Here is a 21845-nt window from a genome sequence, read left to right as displayed (position 1 = left end):
GGTTCCGCGGCGGATCAGCCCGCGGACAGGTCGGTGTGCCGAGGGGAGTCGCCGGAGCGGACGCGCTGCCACGTGCGGCGGTAGAGGGCTGCGGCGGGTTCGGCGGGAACGATCGCGCGGCGGGTGGGCAGGTTGCGGTCCATCAGGCCGTACAACGGCAACTTCCAAGCCTCCAGGGGAAGATGCGGGGCCTTGGCGGCCTCCCACTCGCCGGGGAGGAACAGCGAGCGTCCGGCGCGGGCCCGGCGGGCTTCGACGACCCAGCCGCTGCCTGCCAGCGCGGCGCGGGCGGCCTTCGCGCGGGCGGGCTTCCAGCCGGTCCACAACGCGGTGTTGCGGTCGGTGGGGTCGGGCATGGCGAGCAGCATGAGGAACAGCGTGGCGGCATCCTCGGCGAGGCCCAGTTCCGCGGCGACCTCGGCGACCAGGTCGGGGACGGAGCGGGACGGGTCTTGCGGCCACCACGTGCCGTCCCGGTCCCGGCTGCCCGCGACGGGGTCGCCGGGGTCGCCCAGCAGCGCGGCGAAGGCCGGGTCGAAGGCGCGGCCGAGGGTGATGCGCCGGGGCAGTCCCGGGTCGAACTTCGGCTCCGTGGCGAAGGCCAGTTCCAGGTAGGGATCGTGCCCGGCGTCGTCCAGCAGGTCGGTGCGGACGAGCGGCGAGGTGACGATGCCCGGGTGCGCGTCCCAGTCCAGCCGCGGCACGACGAAAGCGCCGTAGCGTTCCCAGCCCTCCCCGGTTTCGGTGGGCTCGCCCGCGGCCGTGCGGTACGCACCGAAGTGCGCGAGGGCGTCGAGGTCGAGCAGCATCCCGGGTGCGGCGAGCCGTTCGCGGATCCGCGCGAGTGCGGTCGGCAGGGAGGAGCGCAGCGGGTCGCCGGCCGGCAGGCGGTGCGCGAGCCACTGCGCGGCGGTGACGGTCACGTCGAGGATGCCGCCGTGGAAGGCGGGCGTCTGCGCGTCGGCCGGAATGGGCCGCCCGTCGTCCAGCGTCCACGTGTGGTCCCCGGTCAGCTCGGGGCACGCGTCCGGGTCCAGCACGGCCCGCACCGCGGCGGCGGGGCCGCGGGAGACCAGGTCCGCTTCACTTGCCCAGCGCATGCGGCCCGCCCTGGCCCACTGGAGGTTGGGCAACGTGGCGTTCGCCTCGACCAGCAAGGGGTCGGGGATCGGCCGCAGACGCCCGACGCGGGCGTTCCAGACCTGGGCCGCCGCGGCCGCGTCCACGCCGTCGGTCCACAGCCGGGCCGGGTCGGCGGGCAGTAGCGCCGCGACCAGTTCGGCCCGCACGTCGGGAGCCGCCAGGCGCCAGACCTCGCCGCGGGCGGCTTCGGCTTCGGACGCCTTGAGGCCGAGGACGGCGCGGAGTTCGGCGGACGGGAAGACCGGGCTGGACAATTCCGGGAGTCCGGCCGTGACAAGGCGGGCCACGGCGCGGCCGACGCCGGTGGCTTCGGCGAAGACGTCGGCGGCGGCCGGATTCCACGGCAGTTGTCCGTGCCGGGCCCACGCGTCCAGGAAGTTGCCGAGTCGGGCGAACCACGCAGTGTCGACGGGTGCCGCATCGGTGACGGTGTAGCCGTCCGGGAGGGCGAAAATGCCGGACGGGTCGCGGATCAGCGCGGTCACGTCCAGGCCGTAGCCCCGGCGGTTCCCGGTGTAGAGCGGGATGTCGGCGTCGCCGACGAACAGGAACGCCCCGCCGCCGAGCCCCAGGACACCGCGCGCGTCGTCGTCGTAGGCGTTGTCGCCGTGCCACTCGGCACGTTGCAGGGTCTCCCGGTCCACGTGCAGGCGGAGGCGGCGCCAGCTGCCCGGGTTCTCGGTGCCCAGTCGGAAGGCGTCGAGGAGCGTGAGCAGGATGTGGAGCGCCTCCTGTTCCGCGGGCGGGGTGACGGGTGACGCGGCCTTGAAGGCGATGGCCGCGGCGTACAGGACGACTCCCTCGACGCTGATCTCGGAATGGCGCAGACCTTCCTGGCCGAAGTGCAGCCGCCGTATGTCGTCCGCTGCCTCGTCGGGTGCCGCACGCCTTGCGGTGAATTGCGCGTGCAGCTCGCGGAGTTGCTTGAACCCCCGGGCTTGCCCCTGGCGCACGGCGGCCCACGTCGGCTCGGGTGGCTTGCCGATGGCATGCTGCGCGAGGCCGAGCCCGTCGAGGGCGCAGCGAAGCAGCTCATCGCCCGGGTCGGTCTTCGGGTCTCCCGGCACCTCGTGAGGCCCGTTCTCCGGCTCGGGGGTGGTGATGCGCGCGGCCACCGCGTCGAGGACGGTCCGGCGCTGGGCGGCGAACCGGACCACGCCGGCGATGCCCGCGGCCAGGACGGGGTCGGTGACCGCGGGAAGCAGGCTGCGGATCGCCGCGGCGAGGTCGTCGGCAGCCGCCGCCTTGAGCAGCGCCGCGGCGGTCTCGTCGTCGATCGCGCGCAGAGCGGCCGAGCCCGCGGCGTCGCGGATGCGCATCAGGTGCCAGAACGGCGTCGGTGGCAGGACCGGGTTGCCGGCTCGGAAGTCGTCGAAGGTGCCGGCGGTGATCACCCCGTCGGGGTCCGCGATGTCGACCTGGTCGTGCTTGTCGCGGAGCAGCGCCCGCGGCCGGTCGTCGCCGGGCAGCGTCAGTGCCGCGAACGGGTGGGCGGGGAAGGAACGCTCGGTCGCGTCACCTGGCACGGTCACGACCCGACCGGCGAGGTCTTCACCGCGCAGCATGCCGCCCGGTTGCGCGGTGACCCGCCAGCCGAGCAGCCCGTCGGCGGGGACGCCGACCGGGCCGGGCTCGACGCCGGGCGCGGGCCGCACCCAGCTGTGGCGGCCGTCGAGACCGTCGGCCGCCAGGAAGGCGGGCTGGTCGCGGTCGCCGCGCAGCCCGGTCACGGGGTCGTGGCGGAACCACGCGGATGCCTGGTCGTCCCAGGCCCAGAAGTGCGTGCCGTCGCCGCTCACCGCGCCGTCGCCGGGGATGTCCGAGGCGTCCGCGGCGAGGATCCCGCGGCCGGTGAAGCGGCCGCCGCCGGGCAGCGGTAGGGAGACGTCGTCGGCCCGCGGGTCGCGTTCGTCGTCCAGGCTGCGCAGCGGCACGGGCTCGGCGGGGGTGTCGGGCGACTCGTCCGGCCGGTACCAGTAGCCGCGGAAGCCGCTGGCGAAGTCTTTCCAGTACACGAGCAGCGCGCCGTCCACGTACCGGAACCCCAACCGCCAGGAGCGGTCCTCCGGCACGCGCGCGGTGTGCCGCAGCACCACGCCCTCGGGGCCCAGTACCCGGACGTCGTTGTCCGCGGCCACGATCAGGTACGGCCAGGCCTCGCCGACGATCGGCCGCTTCTTCTCGCGCCCCCGGGCGAGTTCCTCGAACTCCGGCCAGCACAGCTCGTCGGTGAGTCCGGTGCGGAGCGTACGGGCCAGTTCCGGGGCGAGATCGGCCTTCGTCGCGTTGAGGACCGAGTCGGGAGCGAGGGCGGCGATGTCGCGCGGGAGCCAGGCCAGGCTCTGCTGCGCGGCGGGATGGTTCGGCAGGCCGGCCGGGGCGGAAGCACGGGACAGTTCGCGGATCCAGTCGGCGAGCAACTCGCGGCCGCCCGGGGTGGCCGCGACGGTACGGGCGGTCCGCGGATGTTCGCTGTCGTCGTACCAGCCGCGGGCGCCGTTGCCGAACGCCCGGGCCAGCGCGGGAGATGCCGCGAGGGCACGCAGGTCGCGCCGCTCGGGGCCGCGCGCCCAGCGGTCGAGTTCGAGCCGGTGTCCGCGCGGATCGGGGTCGGAAACCGGGATGTCCAAGGAGAGCAGGAGGTCGATCAGGTCGACGTCCGTGGCGAGGCGCCAGGACATCTCGAAGCTGCGTCCGGATGCCGCGAGTTCGCCGCGTATCCGGTCGGCGATCGGGGGTAGCAGGGCATGCAGGCCGGGCATGCGAGGGTCGTCGCCGCCGGCACTCCAACCGTCCAGGATGCGGACGAGCCATCCGGCCGTGCCGTCGGACGGGCGTTCCGCGTCCGTGACGTCGGCCCCGTCGCCGAGTCCGGCGGTGGCGCCGCAGTCCTCCAGAAGCGCGATCCACATCGCGCTCAGCGCCCGGGCCTGGTCGAACGTCATGTCGCGCTGATGCCATTTGGGGGCGACGTTCAGCAGCCCGCCGCGAAGGGCGGGGTCGCGCCGCGCGGCGGCGACCACGGCGGTCCGGTGCGCGGTCCACCAACCGGCGGGGGCACGGACGACGACGGGCATCCGCAGGATCTCCGCGACATACTCCTGCTCGCGCCTTTCCTTGTCGCCCGCCTCGCGTGCCAACTTGCGGATGGCCGAAGCCATCTGGACGGACGGCGGCATCCCGGCCTCGGTACGGCGCACGCAGAGCCGGGCGAACCGCGCGAAGGCCTCATCGGCGGAGAAGCGGCTCGACAGGTCCTTGGAGTATTCCGCGACGGCCTTGGCGGGCAGTGCGTCGGCGACCACGAACTCCAAGAAGATCGCGTCGACGTGGTCGTCGTCCACCGGCAGCCCGTGTTCGGCTTCGGCCTGCCGCGCGGCGGCGAGCAGTTGCGCGGCGAACGCCTGGTGCCGGGTGGACAGGAAGGCGCGGGCGGCGTACTCGTGGAAGCCTGGCAGGAGGTGCGGGGCGGAGCGGGTCAGCTCGGCGGCGATGCCCTGGTACGTGCCGAGGGCCTTCTTGGGCTGGGACCAGGCGCGGCGGCGGGCGGTCTTGAGGTCGTCGGGGAGTCCCGGCAGCAGGCGCAGCAATCGTGCCGTGTCGTGGGGGTGTTCTCGACGCACCCAGTCCAGAAAGTCGCTCTTCTCCCGCGCACTCATATGACCGCACCTCTCCACCCGGCTGTCTGAAATCCCGCTGCCGCCAGCGGCGTTCTGCGGGGTTCGAGCGAGGCTAACCGGGCCGGAGGACAACCACGCGGCACGGCGAGGCCGTTCTGCGCTGCGCGGATAGCCGTGGTCTCCACCGGATGCCAGGTCTGCCGCCTGCCGCCCTCACCGCCCCAGGATGCCGCTCCAGATGTCCGCGGCGAAGCGGTTCATCGGGCGCAGGACGCGGCTGTTGAGCCAGCGGGCCGGGCGGGCGACCGCGTACTGCCAGACGACGCCGAGAGCGTGCAGGATCGGGCGCAGGACCGTGCGGTAGACGGCGCGGCAGGGGACGACGGCGGTGACGCGGACGATGGCGGTCGCCACGCGCCAGCCGTAGCGCAGCGTGGCCTTGAGGGCACGCCACAGCGGGTGCAGGATCCAGCGCCACAGCAGCCGGAGCGGCCACACGACGCACCAGTTGAGCACGAACACGACCGCGCACAGCACGACTTTGGCGATCGGCTTGAGGACCCGGCGCCACAGCCACCGGCCGGTCGGGACGAGGACGCGGCGCCACAGGAACTCCTCGACGGCCTTGCGCACCGGCTTGAGGATCCAGTCGACGACGAACGCGACGATCGGGGTGAGGATCAGCCCCCACAGGAGGTGCCGGAGCAGCCAGCCCCACAGGAAGTCCTTGAGGACGATCCAGAGCGGCCGCAGCACCCACCGGTGCAGGAAGCGGCCGACGGGCCGCATCAGCCGCATCCAGAAGAACACCAGGGCGGCCAGCAGGATGCGGCAGACCAGCTTCACGCCTTCCCACAGCAGCCGCAGCGGGATGAGCACGATGATGGCGATGATGCGGGCGATCCACTGCCCGATCGACGTGCGCGGGGCGGGTGGGCCGCCCGGAGTGCTGGGTATCTCGGCCGACATCTGCCGCTCCTCTTCAGGGTGTTGACGCGAAGGTACGGCTCTGCGCTCGGGCGCGGACAGGGTGCGGATACTCAGATTCCGCCGGGAGCTACGGGTGAGTGCCCGGTCGAGCGCGCCGGTGGGTGTTCAGGCCTTCGGGTGAACGCCTGCCGTCGCTCGGGCCGAACGCCGGGGTGCGAGCCCGGGGGCGGCCCAGCCTGGCGCCATGCCCGTGATGGACTGCTGCGGATCGGGACACGTTCGTCCCCCGTGGCCATGGCCCAGGCCGAGCAGGTGGCGGGGCTGCTGCGCGCCGAGTGGCTGGTGCGCGAAGTGCGGGTCGTGCCGTCCACGACGTCGGGCGACCGGTGGACGGGCGATCTCGCCAAGGCGGGCGGCAAGGGCTCGTTCGTCGGTCTGTTCCGATGGCCGAGTGGATCGGCGAGGCGGCCGGGCAGACGCTGCTCGACCAAGGTGCCCGCGAGCTGATCGACGCGATTCCGCACTGAGCGCCGGGCCCGCACCGCAGGGCCGTCCGCGCCGTAGCATCCGACGATGCGTCAAGTGTGGGCTGCGTGGGGGGATGTGCTCGTCGCATGGGCGGTCGCGATACCGGTGCTGGCCGGTGCCGCCGTCGCCGTGTTCCGGCGGCGGGTGCGGCGGGGCATGCCGCGTGCGGAGGCGACGCGGTTCACGGTGGCCGAAGCGTCGCTCCTGGGCGGGACGGTGCCGTGGGTCTGGATGATCCTCACCCCCGTGTCCGGCGAACGCGCGGTGAGCTGGGTGCCGTTGCGGGACCTCGTCGCGGTGCTGGGCAGTGATCCGACCACGGTGGTCGTGCAAGTCGGCGCGAATCTGGTGGCGTTCGTGCCGCTCGGGTTCTTCCTGCCGCGCCGCACCGGGCTGGGCCCGGTGCGGGTGACGCTCGTCGGCCTGGCGATGTCGGCGTCGCTCGAGGTCGCGCAGTACGGGCTCGCGCTCGGCCGGGTGTCGTCGGTGGACGATGTCGTGGTGAACACCGCAGGCGCGGCGCTCGGTGCCTGGCTGTCGGTGCTGTGGACCGGCCGGACTACTGCTTCTTCGGCCGGCTCGCCCCGTCGTCGGAGCCCCCGCCCTTCCGGAGGCGGCGCAGATACTCCCGGGTCCAGCCCGTCGTCTTCACCACATCCGACTGCTTGACGCCCGCGGATAGCGCGGCCACCGCGGCGGCCTTCAAGGCCTGCCGCGCCTCCTCGTGCGCCTTCTCGGTCCGTCGGTAGGCCTTGGCGGCTTTTCCCAGCTCATCGGCCGCGTCGCTCTGTTCCACCCCGTCAGGATGTCACAAGGATCGGCCAAGCACGTAGGCCAACAGAGTTGACATCGGCGCGCAAACGATGGAATATTGCGGTCGAAGCCAAGGTGAACGTCAGGTTAACGAGACCTGGCCGGTGCGGAACATGAGGCGTGTCCCCGCAGCGGTTGCCGAGTACCCGGAGGGGGCCACGCCATGAAGAAGACGTACGAGACCCGTGCCGTTCCCGCGATGTGCCGCCTGTGCGGTGAGCCGTACCTCGCGTCGCTGCATCCGCGCCCGCTGGTCGAGGTGCCCGCCGGCGGCGACCCGATGGGCGGCCGGCTGACCGTGTTCGACGGCGTGACCTACATGGTCGAGCGGCACACCCCGTGCCCCGAGGCTCGCCTGCCCTACTGACGCACCGGCGCCGCGCCGCCGGGTCGACCGGAACGGCGCACCGGGATCATCGGCCGTCCACGTCCGCAAGGACCTGGGCGGCCATTCCCATGGTCGCCCAGTCCGCGCGGCCGCCGTCCAGGAGTTCGCCGTACGTCGTGGTCTCGACCCATGTGCGCTCGGTGTCACCGCTGCCGTGCGGGCCGGGGGCGGCGGTCAGCCGGGCGAGTTCGCCGGCGGTGACCTCCGCGGAGAAGACGTGGCCGCGGTGCACGGACATGGTGGCGGCGAGCTGGCGCACCCCGTGCGCACGCAGCCGCTCGGGGGCGAGGGCGAGGCCGGTCTCCTCCGCGAGTTCCGCGCGGGCCGTCTGCGCCGGATCGGTGAAGCCGCCGGAGCCGCCCGGGAATTCGTGCACATAGCCGTCGGGCGCGCAGCCGGGCGAGCGGAACTCGCGGACCAGGACTAGCTGTGTATCGCGCACGGTCGCGCCGCAGCGGTACAGCACGATGGCGCTGATGTCCGGTCGCCCGACGACGACTTCGTTGTCCTTGATCCGCCCGCCTTCGGCGGCGATCGCCACCGAGACCCGGGCCGCCCAGTACACGAGCGCGCCGGAGACCCGCAGCGTCCACACGACGCCCGCGTCGCGCAGGGTGTTGCCGGCCGCGCGCTGGGCGGCGTACCAGTGCCGGAACTCCGGTGCCGACCAGACGAGCAGCGGCACATGCCGTTCGCCGTCGGCGCGCGGCGCTCCCGTGCCGATGCGGCCGAGGGCGGCGCGGACCGCGGCGTCGAGGGTGTCGGCGAGCGGGATGCCGTGGTTGCGGGCGTACTCGCGCTGGTAGCGGACCTTGGCGGCGTCGGGCGGCGAACCGAACACCGCGCGGCCGCTGTCCTTGAGCCAGCCCCATTCGTCGTTCGTGGTCAGGCCCGGCAGCGTGGCAAGGTCGCGGGGCACCCAGAAGAGGACCTGGTCGGCGGCGGACAGCCAGCGCAGCTCCCAGCCGATCTGGTCGTCGTAGTCGGCGGTGAACGCGCCGGTCGACGGCTCGGGCACAAACACCACCAGGTCGCCCGGGCCTGCCCAGTGCCGGCGGATCAGGTCGACCGCGGCCGGCCGCCACGGCGGCACGTCCGCGTTGCGTGGGGTCGGTCCGGCGAGGAACAGGCTCGCATCCCAGCGCGGCGGCGGTGCGTCGGTGGCGTGGACGACGGTGACGGTTCCCGGCACACCCGGCATTCCTGGCACTCCCGGCACTCCCGGCATGCGGTTCTCCCCCGGCGTGCGGTGTCGCGTTGTGGTCGATCGGCGCAAGCGAGCCTACGCGGCCCGGCGTTCGCGGGACGGCGCCGGGCCGCGGATGGCAGTCTGACCGCGTGATCGTTTCCCGCCGCCGGAGCCGCCGGACACGCCGCTTGGCCGCGGCCGTGCTGGCCGCGGTGCTGGCCGGCGGGTCCGCGGCGGGCTGCACGCACGGGCGTCCCGAGCGCGACGACCCGCCGCCGCGCGGGCTGGACATCGCGGATGTCGTGTTCAGCCCGAAGTCCGCGCTGTCGCAGCGGCAGTTGGCGAAGGCCGCGCAGACCATCCGGGAACGGGCCGAGGCGTACGGGATCCGCGTCCAGCGCACCCGCATCCGCAACGGCGCGGTCGTCGTCCGCCTGTCCGTGCGCGGACTCGGCACCGCGGCGGAGGAACGCGTCGCCCGCCTCGGCGCACCCGACTCGGTCGTCATCCGCCCGGTGCTCGCGACCGCCGGGCTGCCCGCGGGCTCCGTCCCCGCGGGTGCGGTGCCTCCGGACGCCGCCGTGCGGTTCGCCGCGATGGACTGCGGCAGCGACGACGCCCCTCCGCCGGACGTCGTCCCGTTGCCCGGTCCGCTCCTGGCCTGTGACCCGGACGGCAACGAGAAGTTCGCGCTCGGCCCGCCCGTGCTCGACGGCCGCCAGGTGTCCGGTGCCGCCGCGCACTACCGCGAACACGGCACCGGCGGCTGGCAGATCCTCGTCGCGCTGACCCCGGACGGCGCCGAGCGGTTCGCGGACCTCACCGGGCGGCTCGCGGACGGCGGCCTGCCGACCGCGCGGCTCGCCGTGGTGTGGCGGGGCACCGTGGTCAGCGCGCCGGTGATCCGGACCCGCATCTCCTCCGGCAAGGCCGTGGTCAGCGGCAACTTCACCGAACGCACCGCGCAGGAGCTGGCCGGGCTCATCGCCGCGGGCGCGCTGCCGTGCCGGTTCGCGGTGACGTCGTACGTGCACACCTACTGAGCCCGCGCCGGGACCCGGCTCACCGCGCCCGCTCGGCCTCCAGCGCGTCGCGGTGCAGCGCGAACGCCGTCGATACCTCCAGCAGGACGCCGTTGAGCACCGGGGCTTCGGTGTCCGACGGTGTTCCGCCGTCCGGCGCGGGCGCGGGTTCGCCGCGGCGGATCGCGGCACCCAGCGCGTCCATCCGGTCGGCGCACGCCGTGACGATCCGCGCGGCCGGGGCGTGGTCGATGCTGCTGTCGACGTAGACGGACGCCGCCACGATGGCGTCGGTGAGGTGCTCGATCGACACCAGCACCGGCCAGAACGCCGCGGCCCGGCGGGAGACCGGCGGCGGTTCGGCGAGCGCCTGCTGGAAGGCGGTGCGTGCCGTGGTGAGCGTGTTGTACGACCGCCGCCGGGCCCGTGAGCGGGCTGCTTTCCCGCCGGAGCCTTCCGCGTTGAGCAGCCGGATGTAGGCGGCGTCGGCGTCGACCGCGTTCGCGACCAGTTGCCGGAGCCGGGTGTGCCGGCCTTCCGGCCACAGCAAGTAGCCGAACACCAGCACGATCGCGCAGCCCAGCACGGTGTCGAGCAGCCGCGCGGGCACCAGCCCGGACACTCCGGCATGCCCCAACTGGTCGGTGAACAGCAGCAGGAGCGGCGTCATCGCGGCGGTCATCATCGCGTAGCTGCGCACCATCACGATCGGCACGAGGAAGCCGAGGGCCGCGACGACCGCGACGTCGCCCCAGCCACGCGGCACGTAGGTGAGCAGCACGGCGGCCACCAGGACACCGACCAGCGTGCCGAGCGCGCGGAGCAGGCCGCGGACGAAGACCGAGCCGAAGTCGGGCTTGAGCACGAAGGTGATGGTGAGCACCACCCAGTAGGAGCGCGGCAGATCGGTGACCTGCACGATCGCCGCGCCGATGCCGATGCAGAGGGCGAGGCGGAGTGCGTACAGCCACGGCGCCGGTCCGGCGAGCACGGTGCCGATGTGGGTGAGTCCGGCGCGCGGCCCCCAGGAGCCCTGCGCGACGCCGAGCGCGTCGGGGTCGCGGGCGAACACGCCGGTGGCGTCGGCCGGCGGCGGGGCCAGGCGGCCGGCGGCGTACCGCAGCGCGGCGCGCAGGGCCCGTTCGGCGGGGGTGTGCGGGACGAACCCGGGTTCGTCGACGACGTCGTGGCCGGAGGCGATGGCGTCGCCGAGCCGGGTGACCGCGTCGGGCAGCGCGGGGTCGACGGGGGTGGCGTCCCGGCCGATCGCGGAGATCGCTTCGAGGATCGGGTTGACCGCGTTGAGCTGGATCATGAGCCGCCGCACGGCGGGGTCGCGGCCGGGCGAGGTGGCGCGGTGCCGGACCAGGACGTCGTACGCGGCGTCGATGGCGGCGCCGATGCCGCGGGCCGCCTGCACCCCGCCGCCGCCGGTGCCGACCCGCAGGCGGGCCGCGGCGGCGTAGTAGACCTCGGCGACCGCGGCGCGTTCCTCGATGCCGCGGCGCAGCGGCCAGGCCATCAGGGCGAGCACGATCACCAGGGCGGCGCCGCACAGCATGAGCAGGGGCGGCAGCCACCACGGGTCGGGCAGCGGGACGCCGGTGCCGACGCCGGCCAGCAGGAGCAGCATGAGCCCGCACGACGACGCGATGCCGCCGACCGGGCTGATCACGCCGGAGACCAAGGCGACCGCGACCAGGGTGAGCACGGTCGTCCAGCCCCGTCCGGCGGCCGCGTGGCCGACGACGATGCCGACGGCGCCCGCGAGTTGCGGCGGGATCATGCGGATGAGCCGGGTGCGGTAGGCAGTGTGCCGGTCTTCCATGACGCCGTTGAGGGCGCCGAGCGAGACGAGGACGCCGTACGGCACCTTGCCGACCGCGACGCCGACCGCGAGCGGCCCGGCGATCGCGAGCGCGGCACGGGCCGCGGCGGCCCACGGGACGGGTGCGGGCCGGGGGCGCAGCGCGCGGAGGAACCAGTGCTCCTCCGCGGTCGGCGGTGGAGACAAGCAGATCCTCCGCGGGGGAACGACGGTGGGGAATCCTCCTCAAGAGGACGGACAACACCCTATCCTCGGGCAAAGACGGCAGATGCCGCGGGAGGCCGGGTCTCCTCCGTCCGCGCCTCCCGGCAGACCGCGGGCTGGGGAAGAATCGGGTTTCCGGTACGACGGGTGCCGGACGGCGGACCCGGGCGGCACCCCGGGGGGACACGACGGGGAGGCGCGCGGCGCGTGGGCGATTGGTGGCTCGCCGGCCGGTACCGGCTGATCGAGCGGCTCGGGTCGGGCGGCATGGCCGTGGTCTGGCGCGCCCGCGACACCCACATGCACCGGCACGTGGCGGTCAAGCTGCTGCGCGACGAGTACACCGTGCCGGGCGCCGCCGAGCGCTTGGCCCGCGAGGCGCGCGTCGCGGGCGAGTTGGCCAGTCCGCACATCGTCACGGTGTACGACTTCGGCACCGGCCCGCTCCAGCAGGCCGCGCTGGGCGACCCGCACACGCCGCCGGTGCCGGACGCGGCGGGGCACGAGTCGGTGTACGTGACCATGGAGCTGGTGCCCGGCCGCTCGCTCGCGAAGGTGGTGTCCGACGAGGCGCCGCTGCCGCTGGGGCGGGTCCTCGACTGGGCGGCGCAGTTGTGCGACGCGTTGGAGGTCGCGCACGAGGCGGGTGTGCTGCACCGCGACATCAAACCGGCGAACGTGATGACGACCGACCGCGGTGTGCTGAAGGTCCTGGACTTCGGGATCGCGCGGTCGATGAAGACGCTGGCCGCCGGGTCGACGCTGACCCGGCCGGGCGGGGTGCTCGGCACCGCCGCGTACATGTCCCCCGAGCAGGCCAACGGCAGCGAGCTGGACGCCCGTTCGGACCTGTATTCGGCGGGCTGCCTGATCTACGAACTGCTAGTGGGTGAGCCGCCGTTCGGGTTCGGCGAGGTCCCGAGCCTGCTGTTCCGGCACGTGCACGTCGAGGCCGAGATCCCCGAACGGGTCCGCGCCGGGCTGCCCGACGCGATGGCGGAGCTGATCCTGGCGCTGCTCGCCAAGCATCCGTCGGACCGGCCGCAGGACGCCGCCGCCGTGCGCCGTCGGCTGGCCGCGGTGCCGCTGCCGCCGTCCACGCCGCAGCCGTCCCGGTCCGAGCAGGCCGAGGAACTGGCCCGGCGCATGGACGAGCTGTCCGGCCTGCCGCCCGACGAGGCCGTCGACCGGCTGCGCGACCTGCTGCGCGCGCACCTCGCGGTGTTCGGACCGGACCACGAACGCACCTTGAACGTGCGCGACGACCTGGCGTACTACCTGGGCCTGCGCGGCGAACGCCCGCTCGCGGTACGGGTCTTGCGGCAGCTCGTGGTGGACTGCGGGCGGGTGCTGGGCGCCGAGCACCAGGTGACGTTGGCGGCGCGCCGGAACCTGGCGTACTGGACGGCGAAGGCCGGCGAACCGGGTGAGGCCGCCCGGCTGCTCGTCGACCTCCTGCCGGACTACGCGCACGTGCACGGGCCGAGCGACGTGGAGACGCTCAAGGTGCGGCGCGAACTCGCGCTGTGCACGGGCCGATCCGGCGATGTCGACGAGGCCGTCCGGCTGCTGCGGGTGCTGATCGCCGACATGGCCCGGGTTCTCGGTAGCGAGCACCGGCAGGTGATCACCGCGCGCGAGGAACTCGCCTACTGGGAGCACCGGTCGGCCAAGACCGGGACCGTGCTGCCGGAGCCGACGGCGTCACCGGATTCGTCGCCGTCGGCCCGGCGCACGGGCTGAGCCGGACGTCCTCGAACCGGCGCCGCCGGTCAGAGCGCCAGCATGTCGCGCAATTCCCGCTTGAGCACCTTGCCGACCGCGTTGCGCGGCAGCGGCCGGTCGATGAAGCGCACCGTGGTCGGTACCTTGAACGCGGCCAGCCGCCGCGCCACATGGCCGCGCAGCTCAGCCGCGGACACCGCCGTGCCGGGCCGGACCTCGACCACCGCGGCGACCTCCTCGCCGAGTTCACGGTGCGGCACGCCGACCACCGCGACGTCGGCGACCGCGGGGTGCTCGAACAGCACGGCCTCGACTTCCGCGGAGTAGACGTTCTCGCCGCCGCGGATGATGACGTCCTTGAGCCGGTCGACGACGTACACGAAGCCGTCCGCGTCGACGTGCCCGAGGTCGCCGGTGCGGAACCAGCCGTCCGGGAAGCACTCGGCGGTCGCCTCGGGCAGGTTCCAGTAGCCGCGCACGACGTGCGGGCCGCGGAACCGGATCTCCCCGGTCTCCCCCGGCGCCGCGTCCTTGCCGGTGACCGGGTCGACCACGGCGACGTCCACGACCGGGACCGGGCGGCCCACGCTGTCCGGGCGGTCGTAGTACTCCTCGCCGGAGTTCGAGACGACCACGCACGTCGTCTCGGTCATGCCGTAGCCGTTGAGCGGGGACACCGCACGGCCGGACATCCGGCCGACTTCGTCCACCAGGTCGGGCGGTACGGGGGCGCCGCCCGCGCCGAGGGTGAGCAGCGAGGACAGGTCGTACTTGCCGCGCAGCGGGGACTCCAGGAGGCGGCGCAGCAGGGTCGGCACCATCGTCGCGCTGGTGATCTTCTCGGTTTCGATGAGCTGCAGGGCGCGTTCGGTGTCCCAGCGGCGCATGAGCGACACCTTGGCGCCTTGCCCGGCGGCGATGTAGAGGCCGACGAGGCCGGCGATGTGGAAGAACGGGTAGGTCTGCAGCGCGCTCGGCACGGGGATGTCCGGTACGAGCTGCTGGAAGCGCACCGGCCCGGCGGTGAGCAGGTCGGCGGGGACGCCCGCGCGCACGAGCTGGACGGCTTGCGCGAGCTGCATGGTGTGCAGGTTGGTGGTGTGGTTGCGGTGCGTGCCGACGGCGCCTTTGGGGCGGCCGGTGGTGCCGGAGGTGTAGAGGATCGTCGCGTCGTCGTCCGGCGCGGGTCCGCCGTCCGGCAGGTCGCACGGGCCGGTCCAGCCGCGCAGCCGCGCGGACAGGTCGTCGGCGCCGGGGGGCAGCGGGCCTTGGGCGCGCACCACGAGCATCGCGGCGACGCCGGGCGGGACTTCGCCGAGGACGGCGGCGCGTTCGCCGTCGGCGGCCAGCACGGTGGTGCCGGAGTCGGCGAGGGCATAGCGGAGTTCGTCGGCCGTCCACCAGGCGTTGAGCGGGACGGCGATGGCGCCGATCACTTGTGTGGCCCAGAAGAGCAGCGGCCATTCGGGGTGGTTGCGCATCGCGATGGCGACGCGGTCGCCGCGCCGGACGCCGAGCGGTCCGGCGAGATGGCGCGCGAGGTGGGCGACGAGGCGGAGTTGGTCGCCGTACGTGACGCGGCCGTCTTCGTGTACGAACGCGTCGCGGCCGGCGAAGGCCGCGGTGGCCGTGAAGACGTCCCGCAGCGTGCCGGGCGCACCGGGGAACTCCCGGGTCGGGGGCCCGCCGTCGCGGACGGCCGGCTGGATGGCGTAGACGGATTCGGGCGCGGTGAGCGCCGCCAGAGCCCGTGCGCGATCGGTCATGCGAAGCCTGCACCTCCTGGCCGTTCCGCGAAACGGGGATGAACCGGGGGTGGAACGCGGGTCACTCGAGAGTCTGGTCCCGGACGGGCGGACAGGGCAAGGTTGAACGAGCGTTCGCCAGGGCCGCAGCCGAAGGAGCCGCGTAATGGAGTACGAGCAGATCGCCGTCGAGGCCAAGGACGGGATCATGACGGTCCGGCTGGACCGGCCCGACCGGATGAACGCCTACACGTTCCGGATGCGCGAGGAGATCTCCGCCGCGCTGGACCGGGCGGACGCCGACGACGACGTGCGCGTGGTGGTGTTCACCGGGAGCGGCCGCGCCTTCTGCGCGGGGGCGGATCTGGAGCAGGGCGCGGCGACGTTCGACCCCGCCGGGCATTCCGTGGTGACCGGTGAGCCGGAGCCCGCGGCGGAGGACTTCCGGGACGACGGCGGGAAGCTGGTGATGCGGCTGTTCCGCTCGACGAAGCCGCTGATCGCGGCGGTCAACGGGCCCGCGGTCGGGGTGGGCGCCACGATGACGCTGCCGATGGACATCCGCATCGCCTCCGAGGACGCCCGGTTCGGCTTCGTGTTCGCCCGCCGCGGCATCACCCCGGACGGCTGTTCGACCTGGTTCCTGCCGAAGGTCGTCGGGATCGACCGGGCGCTCGAATGGTGCTTCACCGGGCGCGTGTTCGGCGCGGCGGAGGCGCTCGAGGCGCGGCTGGTGCGCGAGGTGGTGCCGGCCGACGAGCTGCTCGACCGGGCATACGCGATCGCGCGGAGTATCGCCGAGCGCACTCCGGCCGTCGCGGTGGCGGTCACCCGTGCGCTGCTGTGGGGCATGCAGGCGGAGCCGGACCCGTGGACGGCGCACCGGCTGGAATCGCGCGCTCTGCATTGGGCGGGCGGGTCGGCGGATGCGCGCGAGGGCGTGGTGGCGTTCCTGGAGAAGCGTTCGCCGAATTTCGGGCTGCGGGTCAGTAGCGATTTGCCGGAGTATCTGCGGAGCTGGCCGACCGAATAGCGGGCGCGTTCGCCGGGCGTTCGCATGGCCGACGGCAAACGGTCGGCGTTTGTCACAAGCAGAGCAGTTGTGTTCAGCAACTGTTGTGCGGCACCCTGTCTACGTCAGGGTTTCCCGGTCAGAGGGTGTCGGCGTGGGCGAGCAACTACAGGCCGTTGATGAGTTTGCGGGGCGGCGCGTCGTCCGCGAGCTGGGGGCCGCGTCGCGGCTGTTGCGCGGCCTGATGACGCCGCCGCTCCAGGCCGCGGGCGTCACGCAGGCCGAGTACCACTTGCTGGTGTATTTGGAGGAGCGCGGCACCTCCACCGGCAAGGAGCTGTCCTGTCGGCTCAGCCTGGACAAGACCACGGTGAGCCGGCAGCTGGCCGCGCTTGAGGAGTCCGGGTCGATCGCCCGGACGACCGATCCGTCGAACCGGCGCTCGCACCTGATCACCCTCACCGACGCGGGCCGGGAGCGGCTCGCGGACGCCCGGCGGCGCACCCTCGCCGCACTGGAGGACCGTTTCTCCAGCTGGCCCGCCCAGGGTCTGGAGGAACTCGCCGACCGGCTCGCCGCCTTCAACGACCAGCTGCGCGGCGAACAGTCGGAGCCGGCCGAGGGCGACCCGGACGCGCCGGCGCTGCGCCCCACGCAGCCTGCCTGACCTGCTGGTTTCCGGACGCCCTAGCCTTCGGGGGTCTCCGCGACGCGCGGGTGGATCCGCGGCCGGGCCCGGTACACGTCGTACACGCCCTGCACCCGGCGCAGCGCACGCAGCAGCCGGGGCAGGCTGGCCAGGTCGGCGAGCCGGATGGTGTAGGTCTGCCGCACCCGCATCTGCTGCGGCGGCGCGATCGACGCGGACGTGATGTCCGCCCCGGCCGCGTCGATGGCCGCGGTGACATCGGCGAGCAGCCGCGGCCGGTCGAGGGCCTCCAGCTGCACGGTCACCCGGTAGCCGCGCTCGGCCTGGTGCGGCAGCCACGCCGCGGTCACGATGTCGCGACCGGCCCGGATCATCTGCTGCACGTTGGCGCACTCGCGCTGGTGCACCGCGACCGTGCCGCCGCGGATCACGAATCCGGCCAGCTCGTCCGGCGGCACCGGGGTGCAGCAGCGCGCGAGGCGCACCGGCGCGCCCGGCGAGCCGGGTACGGACACCATGCTCTCGGCCGCGTCCGGGTCGCCCTCGGCCGCCGCCACGGCGCCCGCGGCCTCGCCGGCCGCGGCAAGGTTGCCGAGCGACGCCTCCGCGGACGCGGCGTGCACGTCCGCCGTGGCGAGCCGGGCGTTCTCGATGCCTTCGCTGCCCTCGGGGTGGGCCACGAACCACGCCTCGATGGCGACCCGGGCGAGCGGGCTGCGGACGAAAGACAGCCATTCACGAGAAGGGCCCGCGCCGGAAGGCGGGGCCGTGATGATGGAGACCGTCTCGCCGTCCGCGAGCACCGAGGAGAGTGCCACGAGGCGGCCGTTGACCTGGGCGCCGATACAGCGGTGCCCGGTCTGCTCGCCGATCGCATAGGCCGCGTCGACGCACGTCGACCCGGCCGGGAGCGTCAGCGGCCGCCCGCCGGGGGTGAAGACCAGCAGCTCGCGGTCCTGCGACAGGTCGGCGGTGAGCTGCGACCAGAACGCGGTGGCGTCCGGGATGCCGCCCTGCCACGCCAACAGCCGGTGCAGCCATTCGAGTTGGCCGCGCTCGCCGTCGTCGTCGACGGTGGCGACCACCCCGAATTCGGCGAGCCGGTGCATGCGCCGGGTGCGGATGAGCACCTCGACGACCTCGCCGCCGGGCAGCGTGATCGCGGTGTGTAGCGACTGGTACAGGTTGAACTTGGGCGTCGCGATGAAGTCCTTGAACTCGCCCGCGAGCGGCGTCCAGCAGGTGTGCAGCACGCCGAGCGCGCCGTAGCAGTCGGTGTCCGCGGCGACGACCACCATGAGCCGGGACAGGTCGAACGGGCCGAGCGCCGCGTCGCCGCGCCGGACCTGCACGCGCCGCGCCGAGACGTGGTGCCGGGGCCGCGGATTGACCTGCGCGTCGATGCCCGCCTCGCGCAGCGCACGGCGCACCGCGCCGGCCAGCTCGGCGGCGGCCTCGTCGCGGGCGGCGGCCTTGGTGTCGAGCACGCCGACGATCGCGGCGTGCTCGTCGGGTTTGAGCGTCGCGAAGACGATGTCTTCCAGCTCGGTCTTGAGGACGTGGATGCCGAGGCGTTCGGCCAGCGGGATGAAGACGTCCCGGGTGACCTCGGCGATGCGGATCTGGCTGGCCCGGCGCATGTGCCGGATGGTCCGCATGTTGTGCAGCCGGTCGGCCAGTTTGATGACCGTCACGCGCAGGTCGCGGCCGGTGGCCACGAGGATCTTGCGCATGGTCTCGGCTTCGGCTTCCTGCCGGTTGTTGAAGTCGACCTTCTCCAGCTTGGTGACGCCGTCGACGAGGTGGGCGACGTCTTCGCCGAAGGACTCGCGGACCGTGTCGAGCGTGAGTTCGGTGTCTTCGACGGTGTCGTGCAGGAGGGCGGCGACCAGCGTCGTGGTGTCGGCGCCCAGCTCGGCGAGGATGGTGGCGACGGCGAGCGGGTGCGTGATGTACGCCTCGCCGCTCTTGCGCATCTGACCGCGGTGGGACATCTCCGCCACCACGAACGCCCGCTGCAGCAGGGCGATATCGGCCTTGGGGTGGTGCGTGCGGTGCACCTGGACGAGCGGGATCAGGGTTTCCAGCGCTTCCGGGCTCCGGCGCCGGTTGCCGCCGATCAGGAAGGTCGCGGCGGCGAGGCTCAGGCGTTGCACCGGGCGGCGGGCGGCGCGGCTCGCGCGCTCCGCGCCCGCGGCATCCGCTCTGGTGTCCGAGCGCGCATCGGCCGGGCGTCCCGCCACATCTCGCGCGCCCGCACCTACGGGCGGGTCGATCCCCCCGATCGTCATGAGGCACCTCCGGCAGCAGAACACCGGCGCTTCGCCCCGGTGGTTCATGCTACCGACATCTGACGGGGGCGTGTCCGGCGGATGTCACCGATGGCACACCTCCACTCGTGCGGGTGAACTGGTCGCGGGCATACGCGCGAAGGCGGCCCGGCGCGCCCGAACCGGTGCCGGTCCGGGGCGCGGGGCCGCCTCGCGAGAGTTGCTGCCACCGGGTAACGCGCACGTGAACGGCGGTTCCCGGGGGCGGCGGGGACTACATGAAGGACGACTCCGCGGTCAAGCCGAGCGCCTCGTCGGCGCCCGTGACGATCGGCTGGCAGTTGCCCCAGCCGACCCCGCCGCCGACCGGATCGGTGACGCGGATCACGGTGTCGCGGATCTGGTGCAGGCGGCGCGCCTGCTCCGCCGTCGAGCAGTCCGCGATGCGTTCGCCTTCGACGTGCAGCTCGCCGCGCCACTCGCCGTGGTGGCGTCCGTCGAGCCCGAAGTACAGCCCGGCGCCCAGGTGGAATCCGGTGTCGGACAGCACCTCGACCTGCAGCGGCCGGGCCGAACCGTCCGCCATGGTGGCGTGCAGCTTGCCGCCGCGCAGGCGGCGGTTGACCGGGTCGAACGACAGGTCGGGCACCAAATCGGCCCACCGGTCCATGCGGCCGTCGGGGTGTTCGACGCCGCCCATGACGTGCTTCTGGCTGAAGCCGGGGGCGGTGATGATCTGGTAGTGCAGGAACAGCGCGTAGCGGCTGCCGTCCGGGCGCTCCATGAGCACCGGGCTCCAGATCATCCGGAAGGACGCCCCCGGCGGCATGCCGGACGGCTCCAGGTCGGACGCCGGGGTCCCCACGTCGTAGCGGGTGCCCCACGAGTGGTCCCGGGTGGAGACCCAGGTGTCCGGGGTGATCTCGGTGCGGACGCCGTCGACCTCGACCCAGCCGTGCGCGACGCCGGTCTGGTGGTAGCGGACCAGGTCGGCGGTCGTCCGGTAGCCGCGCCGGTTGTGCGTGCGGTCTTCGCAGACCGGCTGCACGGCGGCCTCGAAGGTCCAGTCGAACGCGATCGGCTGCGCGTCGGTGGGCTCCAGGACGAAGCGCACGGTCTTGAACGGTTCGAGGACCTCGTAGCGGACCGGCCCGATCTCGGTGCGGTTCGGCTCCGGGGCCAGGCGGCGGGAGGCCCGCACGGTGAGCTGCTCGACACCGCGGGAGACGCCCGCGTAGCCGTCCATGACGTTGCGGTTCGTGTACTTGCCGAGGCCGAAGCCGAGCTGGAGGCTGCCGTCGCGGGCCGCGGCCATCGCGCAGACCTTCTCGGTCCACGACGGGTCGGTGGTCGCGACCGACGCGAAGGTCTCGGTGACCTGGTGGCAGAAGCCCTCGTCGGCGGGGACGAGGTCGCCTATCGGGTTCATGCGCCGGCGTCCTCGGAACCTTCGGGGGCCTCGGACGCCGCAGAGGTCGCGGAGGTCGAGCCGACCGGGAGGCTGTCCCAGAAGGTGCCGTCGAGCATCGCCTCGATGAGGGCGCGGTGCAGCACGGTCTCGTCGAGGTTCTCCGGCATCTCGCGCTCGCCGAAGTGCTTCTGGCGGTGCGCGATGCGGGCCATCACGACGCCGTGCCGGACGGCGGAGTACACCTCGAAGTAGTTCGTGTTGCGCGGCGTGTGGCCGGTGAGTTCGGCGTAGCGCGCGTACACGTCCTCGCGGCGCAGCAGGTCCGGGATGCCCGGGAGGCCGCCGTAGCGGGAGGCGATGTCCTGGAAGAAGTCGTGTATGAACACGAGCCAGGCGAGGTCGAGTTCGCGCGGGCCGACGGCGGCCATCTCCCAGTCGAGGACCGCCGTCGGGGTGAAGTCGACGTAGAGGATGTTGCCGATGCGGGCGTCGCCCCAGCTGATCACGTCCGGGCCGGCGTCGGCCGGGAAGTTGTCCTCGAGCCAGGTGAAAGCGCGGTCGAGCAGCGGGACGGGGTGGCCTTCCATGCCCCAGTCGTAGTACGCCTTCAGGTCGTTGAGGTGGCGGCGCAGGGCGGTGTCGCCGGGCTGGTCGAACTGGAGGAAGGCGATGTCCTCGGCCGTGTGCTCGATCTCGTGGATCGCGGCGATGATCGCGACGGAGGCCTCTTGGAGGCGGGCGCGGTCGGCGGGGTCGGCCTTCAGGAGCCAGCTGTCTATGGTGTACGGCATGACGTCCGGCGGGGCGGATCCGTCCGCCCGGCGCATCACGAAGAACGGGGCACCGAGGGCGTCTTCGCCGGGCTCGTTCCACAGCAGCTTGGGGACGGGGATGCCGCAGCGCTCCCCGACGAGGCTCATGACGCGGTACTGCTTGTCGAGGTCGTAGGTCGGGAAGACCGGCTTGGCGTCGAGCGCCGGGCGCATGCGCACGACGCAGCGCTCGGTGCGGGTCTCGCCCTCCTCGGTCCACGCGGCGTCGAACAGCAGGGTTTCGCTGGACATGCCGTTGGTGGAGGGGATGCTCAGCTCCGAGACCTGCGGGTCGGCGCCGTCCGGGAGGCGGGTGGCAAGCCAGTCGACCAGCCGGTCGTGCACCTCGGCCAGATCGCGCGTGCTGACTTGCGGGCGGGCGGGTGCGTCGGAGTCGGCCACGACAACCTCCGGTATCCGTGCCGCGATTGCGACAAGTTCCCAAGGGCTCGCCCCGCTGCCGGGTCCGCGGGGGCCCGGGAACGAGCCCCAAAAAGTGAAACCGGTTCTATCACGCGCGACACGTGTCAGCAATGGTTGCGGGGCGCGCGTGTGG

General features: G+C 73.3%; 15 protein-coding genes. 7 read left to right on the top strand and 8 right to left on the bottom strand.

The window, feature by feature from the left end:
- Nucleotides 1–14: 14 nt before the first annotated feature.
- A complete protein-coding gene (locus ACPA54_RS36245) occupies nt 15–4802 on the bottom strand; it encodes a DNA-binding protein (protein ID WP_423536407.1) in 4788 nt (1595 codons plus the stop codon).
- 174 nt (nt 4803–4976) lie between these two features.
- The gene (locus tag ACPA54_RS36240) at nt 4977–5732 is read right to left on the bottom strand and encodes a hypothetical protein (RefSeq protein WP_423536405.1); all 756 of its coding nucleotides are present in this window, start codon (nt 5730–5732) and stop codon (nt 4977–4979) included.
- 18 nt (nt 5733–5750) lie between these two features.
- Here ACPA54_RS36240 and ACPA54_RS36235 point away from each other — a divergent pair, with 18 nt between their 5' ends.
- The 3 genes from ACPA54_RS36235 (at nt 5751) to ACPA54_RS36225 (ending at nt 7401) form a co-directional block, all read left to right on the top strand.
- Entirely contained in the window at nt 5751–6200 is a 450-nt protein-coding gene (locus ACPA54_RS36235; RefSeq protein WP_423536403.1) for a hypothetical protein, read from the top strand.
- 66 nt (nt 6201–6266) lie between these two features.
- Nucleotides 6267–6890 carry a VanZ family protein gene (locus ACPA54_RS36230; protein ID WP_423536401.1) on the top strand — a complete coding sequence of 208 codons (624 nt, stop codon included), beginning with the start codon at nt 6267–6269 and terminating at the stop codon, nt 6888–6890.
- Nucleotides 6891–7197: 307 nt separating this feature from the next.
- A complete protein-coding gene (locus ACPA54_RS36225) occupies nt 7198–7401 on the top strand; it encodes a hypothetical protein (RefSeq protein WP_423536399.1) in 204 nt (67 codons plus the stop codon).
- Nucleotides 7402–7447: 46 nt separating this feature from the next.
- Here the strand turns inward: ACPA54_RS36225 and ACPA54_RS36220 are convergent, their stop codons facing one another.
- A complete protein-coding gene (locus ACPA54_RS36220; protein ID WP_423536397.1) occupies nt 7448–8614 on the bottom strand; it encodes an NUDIX hydrolase in 1167 nt (388 codons plus the stop codon).
- 146 nt (nt 8615–8760) lie between these two features.
- Between ACPA54_RS36220 and ACPA54_RS36215 the strand changes: the two genes are divergently transcribed.
- On the top strand, nt 8761–9654 hold the full coding sequence (locus ACPA54_RS36215) for a SecDF P1 head subdomain-containing protein (protein WP_423536395.1): 894 nt from the start codon (nt 8761–8763) through the stop codon (nt 9652–9654).
- Nucleotides 9655–9673: 19 nt separating this feature from the next.
- On the opposite strand, the gene ACPA54_RS36210 is transcribed toward ACPA54_RS36215, so the two are convergent.
- Nucleotides 9674–11647 carry an FUSC family protein gene (locus ACPA54_RS36210; protein WP_423536392.1) on the bottom strand — a complete coding sequence of 658 codons (1974 nt, stop codon included), beginning with the start codon at nt 11645–11647 and terminating at the stop codon, nt 9674–9676.
- A 225-nt stretch (nt 11648–11872) separates the two neighbouring features.
- Between ACPA54_RS36210 and ACPA54_RS36205 the strand changes: the two genes are divergently transcribed.
- Entirely contained in the window at nt 11873–13408 is a 1536-nt protein-coding gene (locus ACPA54_RS36205) for a serine/threonine-protein kinase (protein WP_423536390.1), read from the top strand.
- Nucleotides 13409–13437: 29 nt separating this feature from the next.
- Here the strand turns inward: ACPA54_RS36205 and ACPA54_RS36200 are convergent, their stop codons facing one another.
- Nucleotides 13438–15156 carry a class I adenylate-forming enzyme family protein gene (locus ACPA54_RS36200; RefSeq protein ID WP_423536388.1) on the bottom strand — a complete coding sequence of 573 codons (1719 nt, stop codon included), beginning with the start codon at nt 15154–15156 and terminating at the stop codon, nt 13438–13440.
- A gap of 145 nt (nt 15157–15301) precedes the next feature.
- Between ACPA54_RS36200 and ACPA54_RS36195 the strand changes: the two genes are divergently transcribed.
- Entirely contained in the window at nt 15302–16168 is an 867-nt protein-coding gene (locus ACPA54_RS36195; protein WP_423536386.1) for an enoyl-CoA hydratase-related protein, read from the top strand.
- A 133-nt stretch (nt 16169–16301) separates the two neighbouring features.
- Complete coding sequence (locus ACPA54_RS36190; RefSeq protein ID WP_423536384.1) at nt 16302–16814, top strand: MarR family winged helix-turn-helix transcriptional regulator; 513 nt, start codon at nt 16302–16304, stop codon at nt 16812–16814.
- 20 nt (nt 16815–16834) lie between these two features.
- Here ACPA54_RS36190 and ACPA54_RS36185 read toward each other — a convergent pair whose 3' ends face one another.
- The 3 genes from ACPA54_RS36185 to ACPA54_RS36175 form a co-directional block, all read right to left on the bottom strand.
- Complete coding sequence (locus ACPA54_RS36185) at nt 16835–19087, bottom strand: RelA/SpoT family protein (protein ID WP_423536382.1); 2253 nt, start codon at nt 19085–19087, stop codon at nt 16835–16837.
- Nucleotides 19088–19340: 253 nt separating this feature from the next.
- Nucleotides 19341–20495: an Rv3169 family protein gene (locus tag ACPA54_RS36180; RefSeq protein ID WP_423536380.1), complete on the bottom strand. Its 1155-nt coding sequence runs from the start codon at nt 20493–20495 to the stop codon at nt 19341–19343.
- Nucleotides 20492–21691, bottom strand: a complete 1200-nt coding sequence (locus tag ACPA54_RS36175) for a phosphotransferase family protein (protein WP_423536378.1) — start codon at nt 21689–21691, stop codon at nt 20492–20494. Before ACPA54_RS36175 ends, ACPA54_RS36180 begins: the two co-directional genes overlap by 4 nt.
- Between the last annotated feature and the right edge of the window lie 154 nt (nt 21692–21845).

The organism is Uniformispora flossi, assembly GCF_049534875.1.
Taxonomy (GTDB): Bacteria; Actinomycetota; Actinomycetes; order Streptomycetales; family Streptomycetaceae; genus Yinghuangia; species Yinghuangia aomiensis.
Note: the sequence above shows the minus strand (reverse complement) of the source record. Positions and strands in the feature narration are given on the sequence as shown.

Excerpts from the sequence above, each read along its gene's own strand:
- ACPA54_RS36245 (WP_423536407.1), bottom strand. The coding sequence starts at position 4,802 with ATGAGTGCGCGGGAGAAGAGCGACTTTCTGGACTGGGTGCGTCGAGAA.
- ACPA54_RS36240 (WP_423536405.1), bottom strand. The coding sequence starts at position 5,732 with ATGTCGGCCGAGATACCCAGCACTCCGGGCGGCCCACCCGCCCCGCGC.
- ACPA54_RS36230 (WP_423536401.1), top strand. The coding sequence starts at position 6,267 with ATGCGTCAAGTGTGGGCTGCGTGGGGGGATGTGCTCGTCGCATGGGCG.
- ACPA54_RS36225 (WP_423536399.1), top strand. The coding sequence starts at position 7,198 with ATGAAGAAGACGTACGAGACCCGTGCCGTTCCCGCGATGTGCCGCCTG.
- ACPA54_RS36200 (WP_423536388.1), bottom strand. The coding sequence starts at position 15,156 with ATGACCGATCGCGCACGGGCTCTGGCGGCGCTCACCGCGCCCGAATCC.
- ACPA54_RS36195 (WP_423536386.1), top strand. The coding sequence starts at position 15,302 with ATGGAGTACGAGCAGATCGCCGTCGAGGCCAAGGACGGGATCATGACG.
- ACPA54_RS36185 (WP_423536382.1), bottom strand. The coding sequence starts at position 19,087 with ATGACGATCGGGGGGATCGACCCGCCCGTAGGTGCGGGCGCGCGAGAT.
- ACPA54_RS36180 (WP_423536380.1), bottom strand. The coding sequence starts at position 20,495 with ATGAACCCGATAGGCGACCTCGTCCCCGCCGACGAGGGCTTCTGCCAC.